Raw genomic sequence first — 13343 nt, 5'->3', positions numbered from 1 at the left:
CCCCGCACCACCCCCCGAGCCCCGCACCCGCAAAGGCCACCCCGCACCACACCGCGCCTGTGAACCGTTCGCCGAAAGGAACACCGCCACCATGGCAGCCTCCCTCACCGCCGACCAGCTCGAACCCCGCCTGGGACAGCTCACCGTCATCGACGTGCGCTCACCCGGCGAGTACGCCGGCGGCCACATCCCCGGCGCCCGCAACATCCCCCTCGACAAACTGCAGCGCGCCCTCCCGGACCTGAGCGCCGCCGCCCAGCGCGGCGAACTCGCCGTCGTGTGCGCCTCCGGCGCCCGCTCCCAGACCGCCTGCACCCAGCTGGCCGCAGCCGGCATCCCCGCCTTCACCGTGGTCGGCGGCACCAGCGCCTGGGCCCAAAGCGGCCGCCCCCTGAACCGACCCGCCGGTGCCCGCGCCGTATGGGCTATGGACCGCCAGGTCCGCATGGCCGCAGGCTCCCTCGTCATCCTCGGCCTCCTCACCGACCTGGCACTGCCCGGCGCCCGCTGGTTCTCCGCCGCCATCGGCGCCGGCCTCGTCTTCTCCGCCCTCAGCAACACCTGCGCCATGGGCAACCTCCTGGGCAAACTCCCCTACAACCGCCCCCGCACCGGAACCGCCGACCTCGACGACATCCTGGCCACCCTGCGGAAGTAGCCCATCCCACCCCGGGCCCGGCAGAAGCACCACATACGGACACGGTCTTCAGCCGGGCCCCGGTGCGCGTGGCGGTATGCGGGCGGACGTACTCCACGGAGGCTCTGGCTTCGGCGCGTGGAGTCCGGCGAGAACCAGCCGGTCACCGGCGAGCAGGCAGGTCGCCAAGCGGTGGCGAGTGCTGAGATCGCGTCCTACGGTGAGCAGGGAGGCGTTCCCGCGGGCACTCGCTTCGATCAGCGCCTGAATACGACGTGAAGGCCGGTGCCGGGCCGGAGGCGGCACCGGAGTCCGTCACACACACGCCCCGCCCCTCGCGATCACCGTCTCCATGCTCGGCCGTCCATGACCGACCAGAAGGGGCGCGTCGCATGTGCGCACACTCCCAGGAGCCGGTGCCTCAGCCGGTGCTGTCCCCGCTGACGGGCGCGGCGCTCTTCCTGGTCGTGACGGTCGACCAGGGTGGCGAGCCGGCCGTACGGGAGGTCCTGTCGGACCTGAACGGGCTGCAGCGGGCGGTCGGTTTCCGGGCCACGCTGGACGGGAAGCTGAGCGCGGTCGTCGGTATCGGCTCGCGGGCATGGGACCGGCTGTTCGCCGGTCCCCGCCCGGCGGACCTGCACCCTTTCCGCGAGCTGGCCGGAGCCCGCCACCGGGCGGTTTCGACACCCGGTGACCTGCTGTTCCACATCCGCGCGGCTCGTCCGGACCTCTGCTTCGCACTGGGCGCCGAGATCATGGACCGACTCCGTGGCGTGGTCACCGTGCGTGACGAGGTACACGGGTTCACGTACTTCGACATGCGGGACCTGCTCGGGTTCGTGGACGGCACCGAGAACCCGACCGGCCCGGCGGCGAGCGCGGCGGTCCTGATCGGCGACGAGGACCCCCGGTTCAGCGGCGGCAGCTATGTGATCGTGCAGAAGTACATGCACGATCTGCGGGCGTGGAACGCCCTTCCGGTCGAGGCGCAGGAGATGGTGATCGGACGCAGAAAACTCTCCGACATCGAACTGGACGACGCCGTCAAGCCGGTCGACTCCCATGTGGCACTGACCACGATCGAGGACCCGGACGGGACGAAGCACGAGATCCTCCGCGACAACATGCCTTTCGGCACCGTGGGGCAGGGTGAGTTCGGTACGTACTTCATCGGCTACGCCCGCACTCCGGCCGTGACGGAGCGGATGCTGGAGCGCATGTTCCTGGGCGCACCACCGGCCGCCCACGACCGGATCCTGGACTTCTCCACCCCGGTGACGGGATCGCTGTTCTACGTCCCCACCAGCGACTTTCTCGACAACCTCCCCGATCCGCCGGCCGCGCGTGAGAACGAGGAGACCGATCGCGCCGACAGAGCCGACGCCGTGCCGGCCGCGGACGGCTCCCTGGGCATCGGTGACCTGAGGACGTGAAGGAAGGCGAGCACCCGCGATGGACAATCTTCACCGGGAACTGGCACCCATCTCCGCCGCCGCGTGGGCCGACCTGGAGGACGAGGCACGACGTACGTTCGCGCGGCACGTCGCGGCCCGCCGGATCGTCGACGTGCCCGAGCCGGGTGGTCTCGAACTGGCGGGCGTGGGGACCGGGCACCTGCAGGACGTGGATGCGCCCGCCGAAGGGGTCATGGCCCGCGTGCGCCGGTTCCAGCCCCTGATCGAACTGCGCGTGCCGTTCACCGTCGACCGGCAGCAGGTCGACGACGTCGCACGAGGCGCCAAAGACGCCGACTGGCAGGCGGTCAAGGACGCCGCCCGGAAGATCGCCTTCGCCGAAGACCGCGCGGTGTTCGAGGGCTACGCGGCCGCCGGTATCTCGGGCCTGCGGGAGAGTTCGGCCAACTCCGCTCTGACGTTGCCGAACGAGGTGCGCGCATACCCGGACGTCGTCAGCAAGGCCTTGACCGCGCTGCGGCTTGCCGGCGTCGGCGGCCCGTACGCCCTGGCGCTGAGCGCCGAGGCCTACACCGCTGTCAGCGAAACATCCGACCACGGCTACCCGATCATCAAACACATCGCCCGGGTCCTGGACGGCGACATCGTCTGGGCGCCCGCCATTGACGGCGCCTTCCTGCTGTCCAAACGGGGCGGCGACTTCGAACTGCGCATCGGCCAGGACCTGTCCATCGGATACCTGTCGCACGACGAGCACACCATCCACCTGTACTTCCAGGAGACGCTGACCTTCCACGTGTACACCGGCGAAGCCGTCGTGCCCGTGGAGGTGGAGCCGCCTTGGCCGGTCGAACCGTTGGAGGCGGAGACATGAAGGTCGGCATCGTCGGGGTGGGGGCAGTCGGGGCCGCCACGGCCCTGTCCCTGGTCGAACGCGGGGGAACCTGCCGGGAGATCGTTCTGATCGACCGCGACACTCCTCGCGCCGACGGCGTCGCCGCCGACCTGGGCTTCGCCGCGCCGCTGTCACCCGCCCTGGTCACGGCGAGCCTCAGGGAATCATGCCGAGCTGTCGCATCTGCGAGAAGACGTCGACGACCCCCCTGATCTCGGCGACCCGTCCGCCTGTGAAGCGGAAGATGAAGATCTCGCCATATGTGACGGATGCGCCGGTCGGCGGGAGGCCCCTGTACTCGCCCTGGTGGGTCCCGGTCACCAAATTCCTGACGACAACCTTGTCCCCCTCGGCGATCATGTCCTCGGCCGCGACATGAAGGTCGGGAAACGCACGAAGGAGCACCGTCCACACCTGCTTGAGCGCCTGCGCCCCCGTCTCCGCCATGGGCACCGGCGCGTGGAACAGCACGTTCGGGGCGACGACCTCGTCGATCGTCTTCGAGATGACCTCCAGATCGCGGGTGTTCAAGGCGTCGTGCAAGCCCCTCAGCGTCGCCTTGTTGGTTGCTGTCCGGTCTGTCGGCATGTGGCTTCTCCTCGGAAGGGTCTGAGCCCGCGGGTGGTTGTCGCTGCACATGTATGACCGAACGGACCTGCCGCGATGTGACATGAACGAGTGTGACGTGCGCCTCTTCGGCTGCGCGCCGCCGAAGAGCCTGTGAGGCTACGCGTGTCGGACGACCCCGAGGACATCGAGCATCGCTCGGGTGGCTGGGCTGGGGTTGAATCGGCTCCACGCCAGCCACTCGATGCGACGCGGCCCGTCGACCACCGGGACCAGAGCCAGTTCGGGGTTGTCGGCGGCCAGCGGCCGGATGAACGCCGACGGCAGCAGCGCGACGCCGAGCCCGCGCGCAATCAGCCGAGTCATCAACTCGCCGGCGCCGGCCTCGTACGCGACCTCGCGGACCAGGCCCGCGGCGGCGAACGCCTCGTCGGACTGGGCCCGGCCGGGTGACCCGTGCGCGAAGTCCACGAACGTCTCCTCGGTGATCTCCCGCAGCGCGACCTGGGAAGCGCCCGCCAGCCGGTGTTCCGCCTGCACCACCAGCACGTGCTTGTCGTGATCGAGAACAACGCTCTCCACACCGGAGGGCCTTTCGCTCTCGGGCAGGCCGAGGAAGGCGATGTCCAGGTCGCCGTTACGGATCGCCGCAGCCAGTTCGGCGCTGTGTCCGGGGCGCAGGACCACATGGACGTCGGGGTGCCGGGCGCGGTACCGCTGCAGCAGCTCGGGTACGTCGACCGCAGCCGTGGTCACGATCACGCCGACGGCGAGCCGGCCGCGTACCACACCGGTGGCGGCGGCGGCATCGGCAACCGCGCGGTCGGCAGCGGCCAGGCACTCGCGCGCGCCGACGAGAAACGCCGCTCCGGCGTCGGTGAGGTCGACACGGCGGCTGGACCGGGCGAACAGCCTGACTCCGAGTTCCCGTTCCAGGCCGGCGATCCGGTGACTGAGTGACGACTGCACCACGAAGCAGCGCTCCGCGGCGCGGGTGAAGTTACGGGTTTCGGCGACGGCGACGACGTATCGCATCTGCTGGAGATCCACACAACCATCGTCATGGTTCATAGCTGCTATGGCAAGCATGTGTTGGACTCATGATGGGTGGCGGCCGAGACTTCATTGCATGAACTCCACGACCCAGCAACCACCGGGCCCGCTGCGGACCTCGCAGGCGGCAACCGTCGCGGTCACCGCACTCGCTCCCATTTCCTGGGGCACCACGTACGCCGTGACCACACAGCTGCTTCCGCCCGGGCATCCGCTGTTCGCCGGGCTGATGCGCGCCCTCCCCGCCGGACTGATCGCGCTGGCGATCACCCGGGTGCTTCCGCGCGGGGACTGGTGGTGGAAGGCCGCCATTCTCGGCGCGCTCAACATAGGCGCGTTCTTCCCCCTGTTGTTCCTGGCGGCCGAACGGCTGCCCGGAGGTGTCGCCGCCACCCTCGGCGCTGCCCAGCCGCTGATGGTCGCCGGGTTGGCCGTCGCGGTGCTTCGCGACCGGCCGACGGCCTGGCGTTTGACCTGGGGTGTGATCGGTCTGGCCGGTGTCGGGCTGGTCGTGCTCGGGCCAGGGGCCCGGCTGGATGCCGTAGGGGTGCTCGCAGGCCTCGGCGGTACGGCCACCATGGCTGTCGGTGTCGTCCTCACCAAGCGCTGGGGCCGTCCCGCAGGGGTCGGCCCACTGACCCTGGCCGGTTGGCAACTGACGATCGGCGGCCTGCTGTTGCTTCCGCTCACCCTCGCGGTCGAGGGAGTGCCGCAGCAGATCGATGCGGGAGCGGTCGGCGGCTACCTGTGGCTGGGCAGCATGGGCGGGCTGATCGCGTACATGGTGTGGTTCCGCGGGATCGGACGGCTGCCGGTCGGTGCGTCCGCGCCGCTGGTGCTGCTGTCTCCGCTGGTCGCGACCGTCGTCGGCACCATGCTGGGCGAGTCGCTGAACCTGTTGCAGGTACTCGGGTTCGTCCTCGCCTTGGCCGCCATGCTCGCCGCGCAGCTCAACTCCCCGAAGCTGTTCCGTCGCAGCACACCCGCGAGGCCGGCAGGAGATCACATGCGAGAGGTCCAGATGCAAGGAGGGCACACGACCCGGGAACACCTGACGGCGGAATGACACCGGGGCAGATGCTGGGCCACGTCATCGAAGCACTCCGGTCGGGTACCGGGATGTTGATGCCCGACGCCGGACAGGGCGGCACCGTTCCCGGTCTGACCGGCGGGGCCCTGATGTAGGAAGACCCGGTCGACAGGCCCGCCGAGCGCTTTCCCGGCCGGGTGCCGCTGCACCCTGTCCCGGGCCGGCCGGGTGGGCCCGGATTCCGCCTGGACCGTAGACGCCCGCGTATAGAGGTGAGCCTTGCAGCTATGGTCCCTCTCACCGATCGGGGAGTTGACTGAGGGCATGACGAACACGCGGAACACCTCGACCATGAACAACACGACCCTGGTGATCGGTGGTACGGGCAAGACCGGTCGCCGGGTGGCCGAGCGGCTCACGGCACGCGGCCTTCCGGTGCGGGTCGGTTCCCGCTCCGGCGAGCCGCCCTTCGTGTGGGAGGACCTCAGCACCTGGGACGCCGCCCTCGAAGGCGTCGGCGCCGTCTACATCACCTACTACCCCGACCTGGCCTTCCCGGGCGCCGCAGAGGCTGTCGGCGCCTTCGCCCGTACCGCCGTCGCCAAGGGTGCCCGGCGCCTGGTCCTGCTCTCCGGACGCGGGGAGGAAGGAGCCCGCATCAGCGAGGACAAGCTCAAGGAGTCCGGTGCCGACTGGACGGTGGTCAGGGCGAGTTGGTTCACGCAGAACTTCAGCGAGGGCTTCTTCCACGAACTGGTCCTCGCCGGTGAGCTCCCCCTGCCGACCGGGGACGCGGTGGAGCCGTTCGTCGACGCTGACGACATCGCCGACGTCGCCGTGGCGGCCCTCACCGAGGACGGGCACGTCGGCAAGACCTACGAGTTGTCCGGACCGCGTCTGCTGAGCTTCCACGAGATCGCCGCGGAACTGAGCAAGGCGAGCGGACGGCAGATCACCTACATCCCGGTCACGCTCGACGATTTCCGCAAGTCCCTTGAGGACAACGGACTTCCCGTCGAGTTCGCCGACCTGTTCGAGTTGATCCTGGACGGCCGCAACGCCCATCTCGTCCACGGTGTCGAAGAGGTCCTCGGCCGCGGTCCGAAGGATTTCACCGACTTCGCCCGCGATGCCGCCGCCGACGGCGTGTGGAACACCTGACCCACCCGGCGACCGCGGCCCGCGGCCCGACGCCCGTGCCGCGGTCGCATCGCCGTAGCCGCTTCCGCGGCACCGGGTATCCGCTCACGCCGCCCGTACGCCGGTGTGCACCGCAGCGCCGGCCTGCCTCGGCCGGGCCCCGGCACTGCACACCCGTCCCTGAGCCGGTGTCAGCCCCGGTGGGCTTCCCCTCCCGTCTCGAAAAGGGCAGGATCCCCGCACGTATTGGCGCCGTGCAAGTCGCCGGCCCGGCAACACACCTCAAAGGACGACATGGACGCGATCACCGGCCTCCTCGAGGGGCCCAAGGCGCGTGGCGCCTTCCTGCTGAAGTCGGTCTTCAACCCGCCGTGGGCACTGCGGATCGAGGACCGGGCGCCGATCTCGGTGGGCACGATGGTGCGCGGCGACGCCTGGGTCAGGCCCGACCACGCCGCCCCGGTCCTGCTGCGGCCCGGCGACGTGGCCGTGATGCGCGGGCCCGACCCGTACGTCATCTCCGACGCCCTCGACACCGCCGTGCAGCTCACCGTGGGCGCCGATCAGCAGTGCAACACCGTCGCGGGGGAGAACGTCACGGAGACCATGGCCCTCGGCGTACGCACCTGGGGCGACGCGCTCGGCGAGGGGTCGGCGGTGATGCTCTCCGGCACCTACCAGGCGCCCAGCGAGATCGGCCGCCGTCTGCTGAGCACCTTGCCCGCCGTCCTGGTGCGCCCCGCCGACGAGGGCAACGACCCGCTGATCGGACTGCTCGCCAAGGAGATGGTCCGGGACGAGCCGGGCCAGGAACTGGTCCTGGACCGTCTGCTGGACCTGCTCCTGGTCAACGTACTGCGCGGCTGGCTGGCCGACCCCGACTCTGGCGCACCGGCCTGGCACCGGGCACAGAGCGACCCGGTCGTGGGGCCCGCGCTGCGGCTGCTGCACGACAGCCCGGCCCATGCGTGGACGGTCGAGTCGATCGCCCGCAAGGTCGGGGTCTCCCGGGCCCAACTCGCCCGCCGCTTCACCGACGTCGTCGGGGAGCCGCCGATGGCCTACCTCGCCGGCTGGCGGCTCACCCTCGCTGCGGACCTCCTGCGCGAACCGGACGCGACCCTGGCCACGGTGGCGCGCAGGGTCGGCTACAGCAGCGGCTTCGCACTGAGTTCCGCGTTCAAACGGGTACGCGGCGTCACTCCCCAGGAATACCGCGCCCGGGCGCTCGCGGGCACCCCATGGACGTGAGGCGGAGATTCCACCGCCGCCCGGCGTCAGCCTCCACCCCCGTCACCGTTTCGACCAGAACGAGGACACACCGATGACAACCCATCCGCCCCAGCAGCAAAGCCGGCCGGTCGGCCACACCCCCACACCACCGCGACCGGCCGAACGACCGAGCAGGACCGTCGGCCCGCTGCTCATCGTGTCGACGGTCGCGGTGGGCCTCATGGCCGGCCTGTTCTTCGCCTTCAACGTGTCGGTGATGCCCGGGCTGAACCACACCGACGAACGCACCTTCGCCACCGCGATGCAGAACTTCAACAGCGAGATCGACGGCAACGGACTGTTCGGCCTCGTCTTCACCGGCGCGCTCCTGGCCGCCGGGGCCGCCACCGTCATCGAGTACCGCCGCGGCCGCAGGGCGGTCGCCCTGTGGGCGGGCCTGGCCACCGTGTTGTACCTCGTGGTCCTGCTGGTCACGTTCACCGTGAACATTCCGCTCAACAACGAGCTCGCCGACCTCGGCAATCCCGCCAAGGCCCATGACTTCTCCGTCATCGACAAGTTCAAGACCACGTGGGAGAGCACCAACATCCTGCGCACCCTGCTCAACACCGCCGCCCTCGGCTGCATGGCCCAAGCCGTCAGGCTCAACGGCCGTGCGCAGGCCATGCTCCACGGTCACTGACAGCCCCGGTGCCGCCTCACCGAGGCCACCCGCGGCAGCCGATACGCACGACGGCCAAAGCGTGGCGCGCTCCGCGGTGATCACGCGGGTCGGGGTACCTGTGCCGCGAGCGGGAAGCTGTCATAGCTCGCCTGTACGCTGCGAGCGCTCGACGACAAGCGCACCAGAAGGCATGATGACACGCACCCCCAGACCATCAACTGAGGCGATACTCGCCGCACTTCCCGAACTCGCTCCCTACGCGCGCGATGCAGCGCTGCTCCATCCCGAGCGGGGAGAACCGGAGGTCGGGGACAGCTCGATCGGCGGCATGCTGCTTTGGCCGAGTGACGAACCGTGGCCCGAGTGCTCGCTACCCGACGAGGGCAACCCAGATGGGACACCTGCCACGGCCATGGTGCCCGTCGCCCAGATCTTCCGGCGCGACGTGCCGGGACCGTGGTGGCCGGCCGACTTTGACCTCTTGCAGATTCTTTGGTGTCCCAACGAGCACTGGGATCCTCCGTCTCAGCAGGCCGACGTCAGCCCTGTCATCGAGGTGCGATGGCGTCGCGCCGCTGATGTGGCAAGCCGGTTGGCGACCCCGCCGTCGCCTTCGCGGTACGACGAGGACGGTTACCTGCCCCAGGCGTGTGCCATCGCCGCTGAGCACGTGACCGACTTCCCCTTCCGGGAGGAAATGCCCCCGGAGCTTCGCCCGCGGCTGGAAGAACTGGTCCGTGAGACGGGCGACGGCGGTGATGTCATCACCCGCCTCGCCGGCTGGAAAATGGGCGGCTGGCCAACCTGGCACCTGACGTATCCCACAGCCTTTCCGTGCGGCGAGTGCGTCACGGACATGAGGCTGCTGTTCACCGTGGCAAGCGACCACGAGACAGGGGTCGTCGTCGGCCGGTTCGGGGATCTGCGGATCTTCGCGTGCCCTGCCGACCACCGTCATCCCTTCCAGGCAGACCTGCACTGACTCTGACGGTTTCCAAGGATTGAGCGAGAGTGAGTCCTGTTGCCAGGACTCGTGCTCAGCCGTGTGCGCCGAAGGGTTGTGGACACGCTGGTTCCCTGGTTCCCTGGTTTCGCTCCGCGTCCGGTCCCGGCGGATCGTGTCCGTGGTCCGTGGCCCGTGGCCCGTGGCCCGGGGACGCGGGAGGCGGGGTTCCTCATGCTTTGGGATGCCCGGTCGGGCCTGGGCGGTCCGATGCCCTGCATGATCACTCCGGTCGTGCAGGGGCGGTGTCGTCCTCCCTCAGTTCCTTAAGGGCCTGGGAGGTACCCCCAGCCGGATCGGGTATCACCTCCTGGCGCCGACGCCCCCCGAGCCGTCCATGTAGTCGCGGACCCGAGTGTTCAGGCCGCCGTGGACCTGGAGTACCAGGAGGCCGGGGACGGTGAAGGCGGTGCGCCTGATCGGCAGCGTTCCCACCACGACATGCTCGGCGATGATCACTTCGGGATCGGCGGTCTCGTAGGCCGCGATCTTCCTGATCTCCTCCACCTGGGCGGGGGCGGCACCCAGGCCGCCCGGTATCCCGCACGTACGGCCTCGCGCCCCTCGTGACGGGGGAAAACCGGCCGTTCATCCCGGCACCCGGCCGCTCGGCAAGGCCGCCTCGAGGAGGACGGTTCGAAGGTGTCGCTGGACGATTCCCGCTCCAGAGCCCATCGCGGTGCACCTTTTACGGCGCCAGACCCGCTCTTGCCGGACAAAAACGGGCGATTTGGCATGACATCGGACTATGCCCGATCATGGGCACCGTCCCGGCGGTCCCGGGCACCAGGCTCGAAGAGAGGCGCACCACCCCATGCACGTCCCCGGAACCGTCCCGCCGTCGGCTCCGGCCCCGCAGGAGAACCCCGCGGTCTCCGCCTCCGCCGAGGACCCCACCGGCAACACCGGCAGACACGCCCGCCGCTTCGGGCTGCCCGTCGCCACTGCGCTGGTCATGGGCAACATCATCGGCGGCGGTATCTTCCTGCTGCCGGCCTCCGTCGCCCCCTACGGCACTGTGAGCCTGGTCGCCTTCGGCATCCTGACCGTCGGCGCCATCGCCCTCGCCCTGGTTTTCGGCCGACTCGCCGAACGAGACCCGCGCACCGGCGGGCCGTACGTCTACGCCCGGGGGGCCTTCGGCGACTTCGCCGGATTCCTCGCCGCCTGGGCGTACTGGATCACCACGTGGGTGTCGAACGCGGCGCTCGCCGTCGCCGCCGTCGGCTACCTCAATGTGCTGATCCCGGTGAACGGCCACCGCTGGACCGCGTGCCTGGCAGCGCTCACCCTGCAGTGGCTGCCCGCGCTCGCCAACTTCGCGGGCAGTCGCTACGTGGGCGCCGTCCAGCTCGTCTCCACCGTGCTCAAGTTCGTGCCTCTCCTGCTCGTCGCGGTCGGCGGACTGTTCTTCTTCGACCCGGACAACCTCGGATCGTTCAATGCGAGCGGCGGCAGCGCGATCGGCGCGGTGTCCGCCTCGGCCGCGCTTCTGCTGTTCTCCTACCTCGGTGTCGAGTCCGCCGCCGTCAGCGCGGGCGAGGTGAAGAACCCCCGGCGCAATGTGGGACGCGCCACGGTCATCGGCACCGCGGGTGCGGCGCTCGTCTATCTGCTGGGCACGCTGTCCGTCTTCGGCTCGGTCGCGCACGACCGCCTGGTGAAGTCCACTGCGCCCTTCTCGGACGCCGTGAACGCCATGTTCGGTGGCACCTGGGGTGGCTGGGCCGTCGCCCTTGCCGCGCTCGTGTCGATGACCGGCTGTCTGAACGGCTGGACGCTGCTGAGTGCCCAGACCCCGTACGCCGCGGCGCAGGACGGCCTGTTCCCCGCCGCCTTCGCGCGTCGGCGGCGGGGCGTCCCGACCTTCGGGGTCGCTGTCACCGTCGTCCTCGCCTCACTGCTCACCGTCTACAACTACATGTCGGGCTCGGGCAAGGTCTTCGAGATGCTGGTCCTCGTCACCACGTTCACCGCGACGGTGCCGTATCTGCTGGCCACGGCCGCACAGATCTTCCACCTCGCCTCGGGGCGGCGCGAGCGGGTCGACGGGGCGCGGCTGGCGAGGGACGCCGTGGTCACGGCGGTCGCGGCAGCCTTCTCGATGTGGCTCGTCGCGGGCGCCGGGTATGCGGCGGTCTACCAGGGTGTGCTGTTCCTGTTCGCGGGAGTCATCGTCTACGCGATCATGGCGGCCCGCAGGCAGGCGCGGCTCGAGAACTCCTGATCATGTGATCACGGGGCTGCCTGGCAGGCCCGGGAGCGACCGGCCCAGCGGGCGGCGACAGTGATCGTCCAGGAGATGACCACCAGCGGGCAGACATGGCCCGGGTCCGGGACACACCGTCGGTGGGCCGTGATGTCGGTCACTCCCTTGTCCACGGCGTGGAAACCCGCCTCCGCGTCACCGCTCGGTGGCGTGCTGCCCGAGGACCGGGAGAGCACTGCAGGCGAGGCGGCGGCCGGCACATCCCACACCCAGGTCTGATGCACGCCGCGGATGGCGTGCAGGTGCACCCGGACCATGGCATGGGGGGCCACGTCCACGGTCCGGCCGTCGTCGGCGTCGGAGAGGATCACGCTGTTGCTCGCCGCGCTCCGCGACTATCTCTGCTCCGGGCGGTTCGACCGCTCTGACGCCGAGATCTGGGCGCCGACTTGGGCGCGGCGGTCCGGACCGCCGTGTTGCCCAGCGCCGGCATCATCGTGAGCGGAGGCCGGAGTCAGCTCACGTAGTCGGTGGCGGGCCCACACCAGGAGAGTCAGTACAGCCAGCAGCAGAGTGGTGTTGGCGGAGTACTTGACGGCGTAGGACACCTGGCCCAGGGGTTCTACCGCAAAGGACAGACCCGTATTGACCAGCAGTGCGGCACCGCCCACGGCCAGGGTGTGAACACGGTCCCATCGCTCCCGAGCCGACCACCACCACAGCAGGCCGCCGAGCGAGGCGAGTGCCAGCACGTCTATGGCGCTGCCCGTCCAGGTTGACGGGACCAGCTGGTGAACGGCCAGCAGGACGAAGGCGGCGCCACCGGCCGACCACGGCGACGGGGCCCGGCCGGACCGGTCCGCACGGCGAGGCGGTATCACGAGGGCGGCCGAAGCAAGAGCGAGCACGATCGCGGTGGTGGCGCCCAACTGTCCGGGGCTGGCCATGAAGTGGCGGGTGTGCTCGTGGAAGGTGAACAAGACCGCCAGGGCATACAGCCCGGCCATCAAGCTCATGCCGCCCCTGCGTAGCCACGGCCGGTCGGCGAGTCGCGGGACGCAGGCCTCGACTACCGCGATCGGTGCGGCGAAGCTCCAGATCACATGGCCCGCGACGAAGTTCAGTGCATGGCTGACGCTGATGCCCAGGGCGGGCAGGAGGGTGGGCAGCCGTCCCTGGTCCCAGGACGGGTCGTCCACGAAGTCCGGGTTGAAAAGACTCTGGTCGACAAGTCCCGCCTGGACCAGGCCGAATGCCGCGCTCAGCAGCAGGATCGTCGGCCATCCGTGTCCGGTTCGGCGGGTGACCTCGCGGATCATCACCGCGGGTGTGCCGTAGAGCGGGGCGAGTAAGAGCAGGCCGGCCAGCAGGTCCAGCGGGCGGCCGATGTTCTGGTCGTAGCCGATGAGGTACTCGGCGCAAATCGGGGACAGCAGCAGCAGGCCCGCTGTCGGCGCGAGTCTGCGCGACAGGGATCGCCTCGGGGTGGGGGTG

General features: G+C 69.8%; 15 protein-coding genes. 10 read left to right on the top strand and 5 right to left on the bottom strand.

The window, feature by feature from the left end:
* The first annotated feature begins 91 nt into the window (after positions 1-91).
* From BIV24_RS13975 to BIV24_RS36455, 4 genes are all read left to right on the top strand, one after another.
* Positions 92-658 (top strand): rhodanese-like domain-containing protein, encoded by a 567-nt coding sequence (locus BIV24_RS13975; protein WP_071366610.1) that lies wholly within the window; start codon positions 92-94, stop codon positions 656-658.
* Between the two features lie 371 nt (positions 659-1029).
* Positions 1030-2073: a Dyp-type peroxidase gene (locus BIV24_RS13970; protein WP_071366609.1), complete on the top strand. Its 1044-nt coding sequence runs from the start codon at positions 1030-1032 to the stop codon at positions 2071-2073.
* A gap of 19 nt (positions 2074-2092) precedes the next feature.
* Complete coding sequence (locus BIV24_RS13965) at positions 2093-2929, top strand: family 1 encapsulin nanocompartment shell protein (protein ID WP_071366608.1); 837 nt, start codon at positions 2093-2095, stop codon at positions 2927-2929.
* On the top strand, positions 2926-3162 hold the full coding sequence (locus tag BIV24_RS36455) for a lactate/malate family dehydrogenase (protein WP_079168255.1): 237 nt from the start codon (positions 2926-2928) through the stop codon (positions 3160-3162). Before BIV24_RS13965 ends, BIV24_RS36455 begins: the two co-directional genes overlap by 4 nt.
* Here the strand turns inward: BIV24_RS36455 and BIV24_RS13960 are convergent.
* Together BIV24_RS13960 and BIV24_RS13955 are read right to left on the bottom strand one after the other, a co-directional pair.
* Positions 3107-3538 (bottom strand): ester cyclase, encoded by a 432-nt coding sequence (locus BIV24_RS13960; RefSeq protein WP_071366607.1) that lies wholly within the window; start codon positions 3536-3538, stop codon positions 3107-3109. The genes BIV24_RS36455 and BIV24_RS13960 overlap by 56 nt on opposite strands.
* A gap of 138 nt (positions 3539-3676) precedes the next feature.
* Positions 3677-4567 carry a LysR family transcriptional regulator gene (locus BIV24_RS13955; protein WP_071366613.1) on the bottom strand — a complete coding sequence of 297 codons (891 nt, stop codon included), beginning with the start codon at positions 4565-4567 and terminating at the stop codon, positions 3677-3679.
* A gap of 79 nt (positions 4568-4646) precedes the next feature.
* Here BIV24_RS13955 and BIV24_RS13950 point away from each other — a divergent pair, with 79 nt between their 5' ends.
* From BIV24_RS13950 to BIV24_RS35350, 5 genes are all read left to right on the top strand, one after another.
* Positions 4647-5636, top strand: a complete 990-nt coding sequence (locus BIV24_RS13950) for an EamA family transporter (protein ID WP_071366606.1) — start codon at positions 4647-4649, stop codon at positions 5634-5636.
* 288 nt (positions 5637-5924) lie between these two features.
* Positions 5925-6761 (top strand): NmrA family NAD(P)-binding protein, encoded by an 837-nt coding sequence (locus tag BIV24_RS13945; RefSeq protein ID WP_177198714.1) that lies wholly within the window; start codon positions 5925-5927, stop codon positions 6759-6761.
* Positions 6762-7034: 273 nt separating this feature from the next.
* Positions 7035-7991 (top strand): AraC family transcriptional regulator, encoded by a 957-nt coding sequence (locus tag BIV24_RS13940; RefSeq protein ID WP_071366605.1) that lies wholly within the window; start codon positions 7035-7037, stop codon positions 7989-7991.
* Positions 7992-8064: 73 nt separating this feature from the next.
* Positions 8065-8655 carry an anthrone oxygenase family protein gene (locus BIV24_RS13935; RefSeq protein WP_071366604.1) on the top strand — a complete coding sequence of 197 codons (591 nt, stop codon included), beginning with the start codon at positions 8065-8067 and terminating at the stop codon, positions 8653-8655.
* Positions 8656-8716: 61 nt separating this feature from the next.
* Positions 8717-9619, top strand: a complete 903-nt coding sequence (locus BIV24_RS35350) for a YwqG family protein (protein WP_245766802.1) — start codon at positions 8717-8719, stop codon at positions 9617-9619.
* 324 nt (positions 9620-9943) lie between these two features.
* Here the strand turns inward: BIV24_RS35350 and BIV24_RS13925 are convergent, their stop codons facing one another.
* A complete protein-coding gene (locus BIV24_RS13925) occupies positions 9944-10147 on the bottom strand; it encodes a nuclear transport factor 2-like protein (protein ID WP_107459426.1) in 204 nt (67 codons plus the stop codon).
* 307 nt (positions 10148-10454) lie between these two features.
* Between BIV24_RS13925 and BIV24_RS13920 the strand changes: the two genes are divergently transcribed.
* Positions 10455-11867, top strand: a complete 1413-nt coding sequence (locus BIV24_RS13920) for an amino acid permease (protein ID WP_071366603.1) — start codon at positions 10455-10457, stop codon at positions 11865-11867.
* Positions 11868-11875: 8 nt separating this feature from the next.
* Here the strand turns inward: BIV24_RS13920 and BIV24_RS13915 are convergent, their stop codons facing one another.
* Together BIV24_RS13915 and BIV24_RS13910 are read right to left on the bottom strand one after the other, a co-directional pair.
* Entirely contained in the window at positions 11876-12220 is a 345-nt protein-coding gene (locus BIV24_RS13915; RefSeq protein ID WP_071366602.1) for a hypothetical protein, read from the bottom strand.
* A 24-nt stretch (positions 12221-12244) separates the two neighbouring features.
* The coding region (locus BIV24_RS13910) for a hypothetical protein (protein ID WP_071366601.1) at positions 12245-13343 on the bottom strand (1099 nt) is incomplete at its 5' end.

It is taken from the genome of Streptomyces colonosanans (genome assembly GCF_001866645.1).
Classification (GTDB): domain Bacteria; phylum Actinomycetota; class Actinomycetes; order Streptomycetales; family Streptomycetaceae; genus Streptomyces; species Streptomyces colonosanans.
This window is presented reverse-complemented; position numbering and strand designations above follow the sequence as displayed.

Coding starts and splice junctions, on each gene's coding strand:
- BIV24_RS13975 (WP_071366610.1), top strand. CDS start 92: ATGGCAGCCTCCCTCACCGCCGACCAGCTCGAACCCCGCCTGGGACAG.
- BIV24_RS13970 (WP_071366609.1), top strand. CDS start 1,030: ATGTGCGCACACTCCCAGGAGCCGGTGCCTCAGCCGGTGCTGTCCCCG.
- BIV24_RS13965 (WP_071366608.1), top strand. CDS start 2,093: ATGGACAATCTTCACCGGGAACTGGCACCCATCTCCGCCGCCGCGTGG.
- BIV24_RS36455 (WP_079168255.1), top strand. CDS start 2,926: ATGAAGGTCGGCATCGTCGGGGTGGGGGCAGTCGGGGCCGCCACGGCC.
- BIV24_RS13960 (WP_071366607.1), bottom strand. CDS start 3,538: ATGCCGACAGACCGGACAGCAACCAACAAGGCGACGCTGAGGGGCTTG.
- BIV24_RS13950 (WP_071366606.1), top strand. CDS start 4,647: ATGAACTCCACGACCCAGCAACCACCGGGCCCGCTGCGGACCTCGCAG.
- BIV24_RS13945 (WP_177198714.1), top strand. CDS start 5,925: ATGACGAACACGCGGAACACCTCGACCATGAACAACACGACCCTGGTG.
- BIV24_RS13940 (WP_071366605.1), top strand. CDS start 7,035: ATGGACGCGATCACCGGCCTCCTCGAGGGGCCCAAGGCGCGTGGCGCC.
- BIV24_RS13935 (WP_071366604.1), top strand. CDS start 8,065: ATGACAACCCATCCGCCCCAGCAGCAAAGCCGGCCGGTCGGCCACACC.
- BIV24_RS13920 (WP_071366603.1), top strand. CDS start 10,455: ATGCACGTCCCCGGAACCGTCCCGCCGTCGGCTCCGGCCCCGCAGGAG.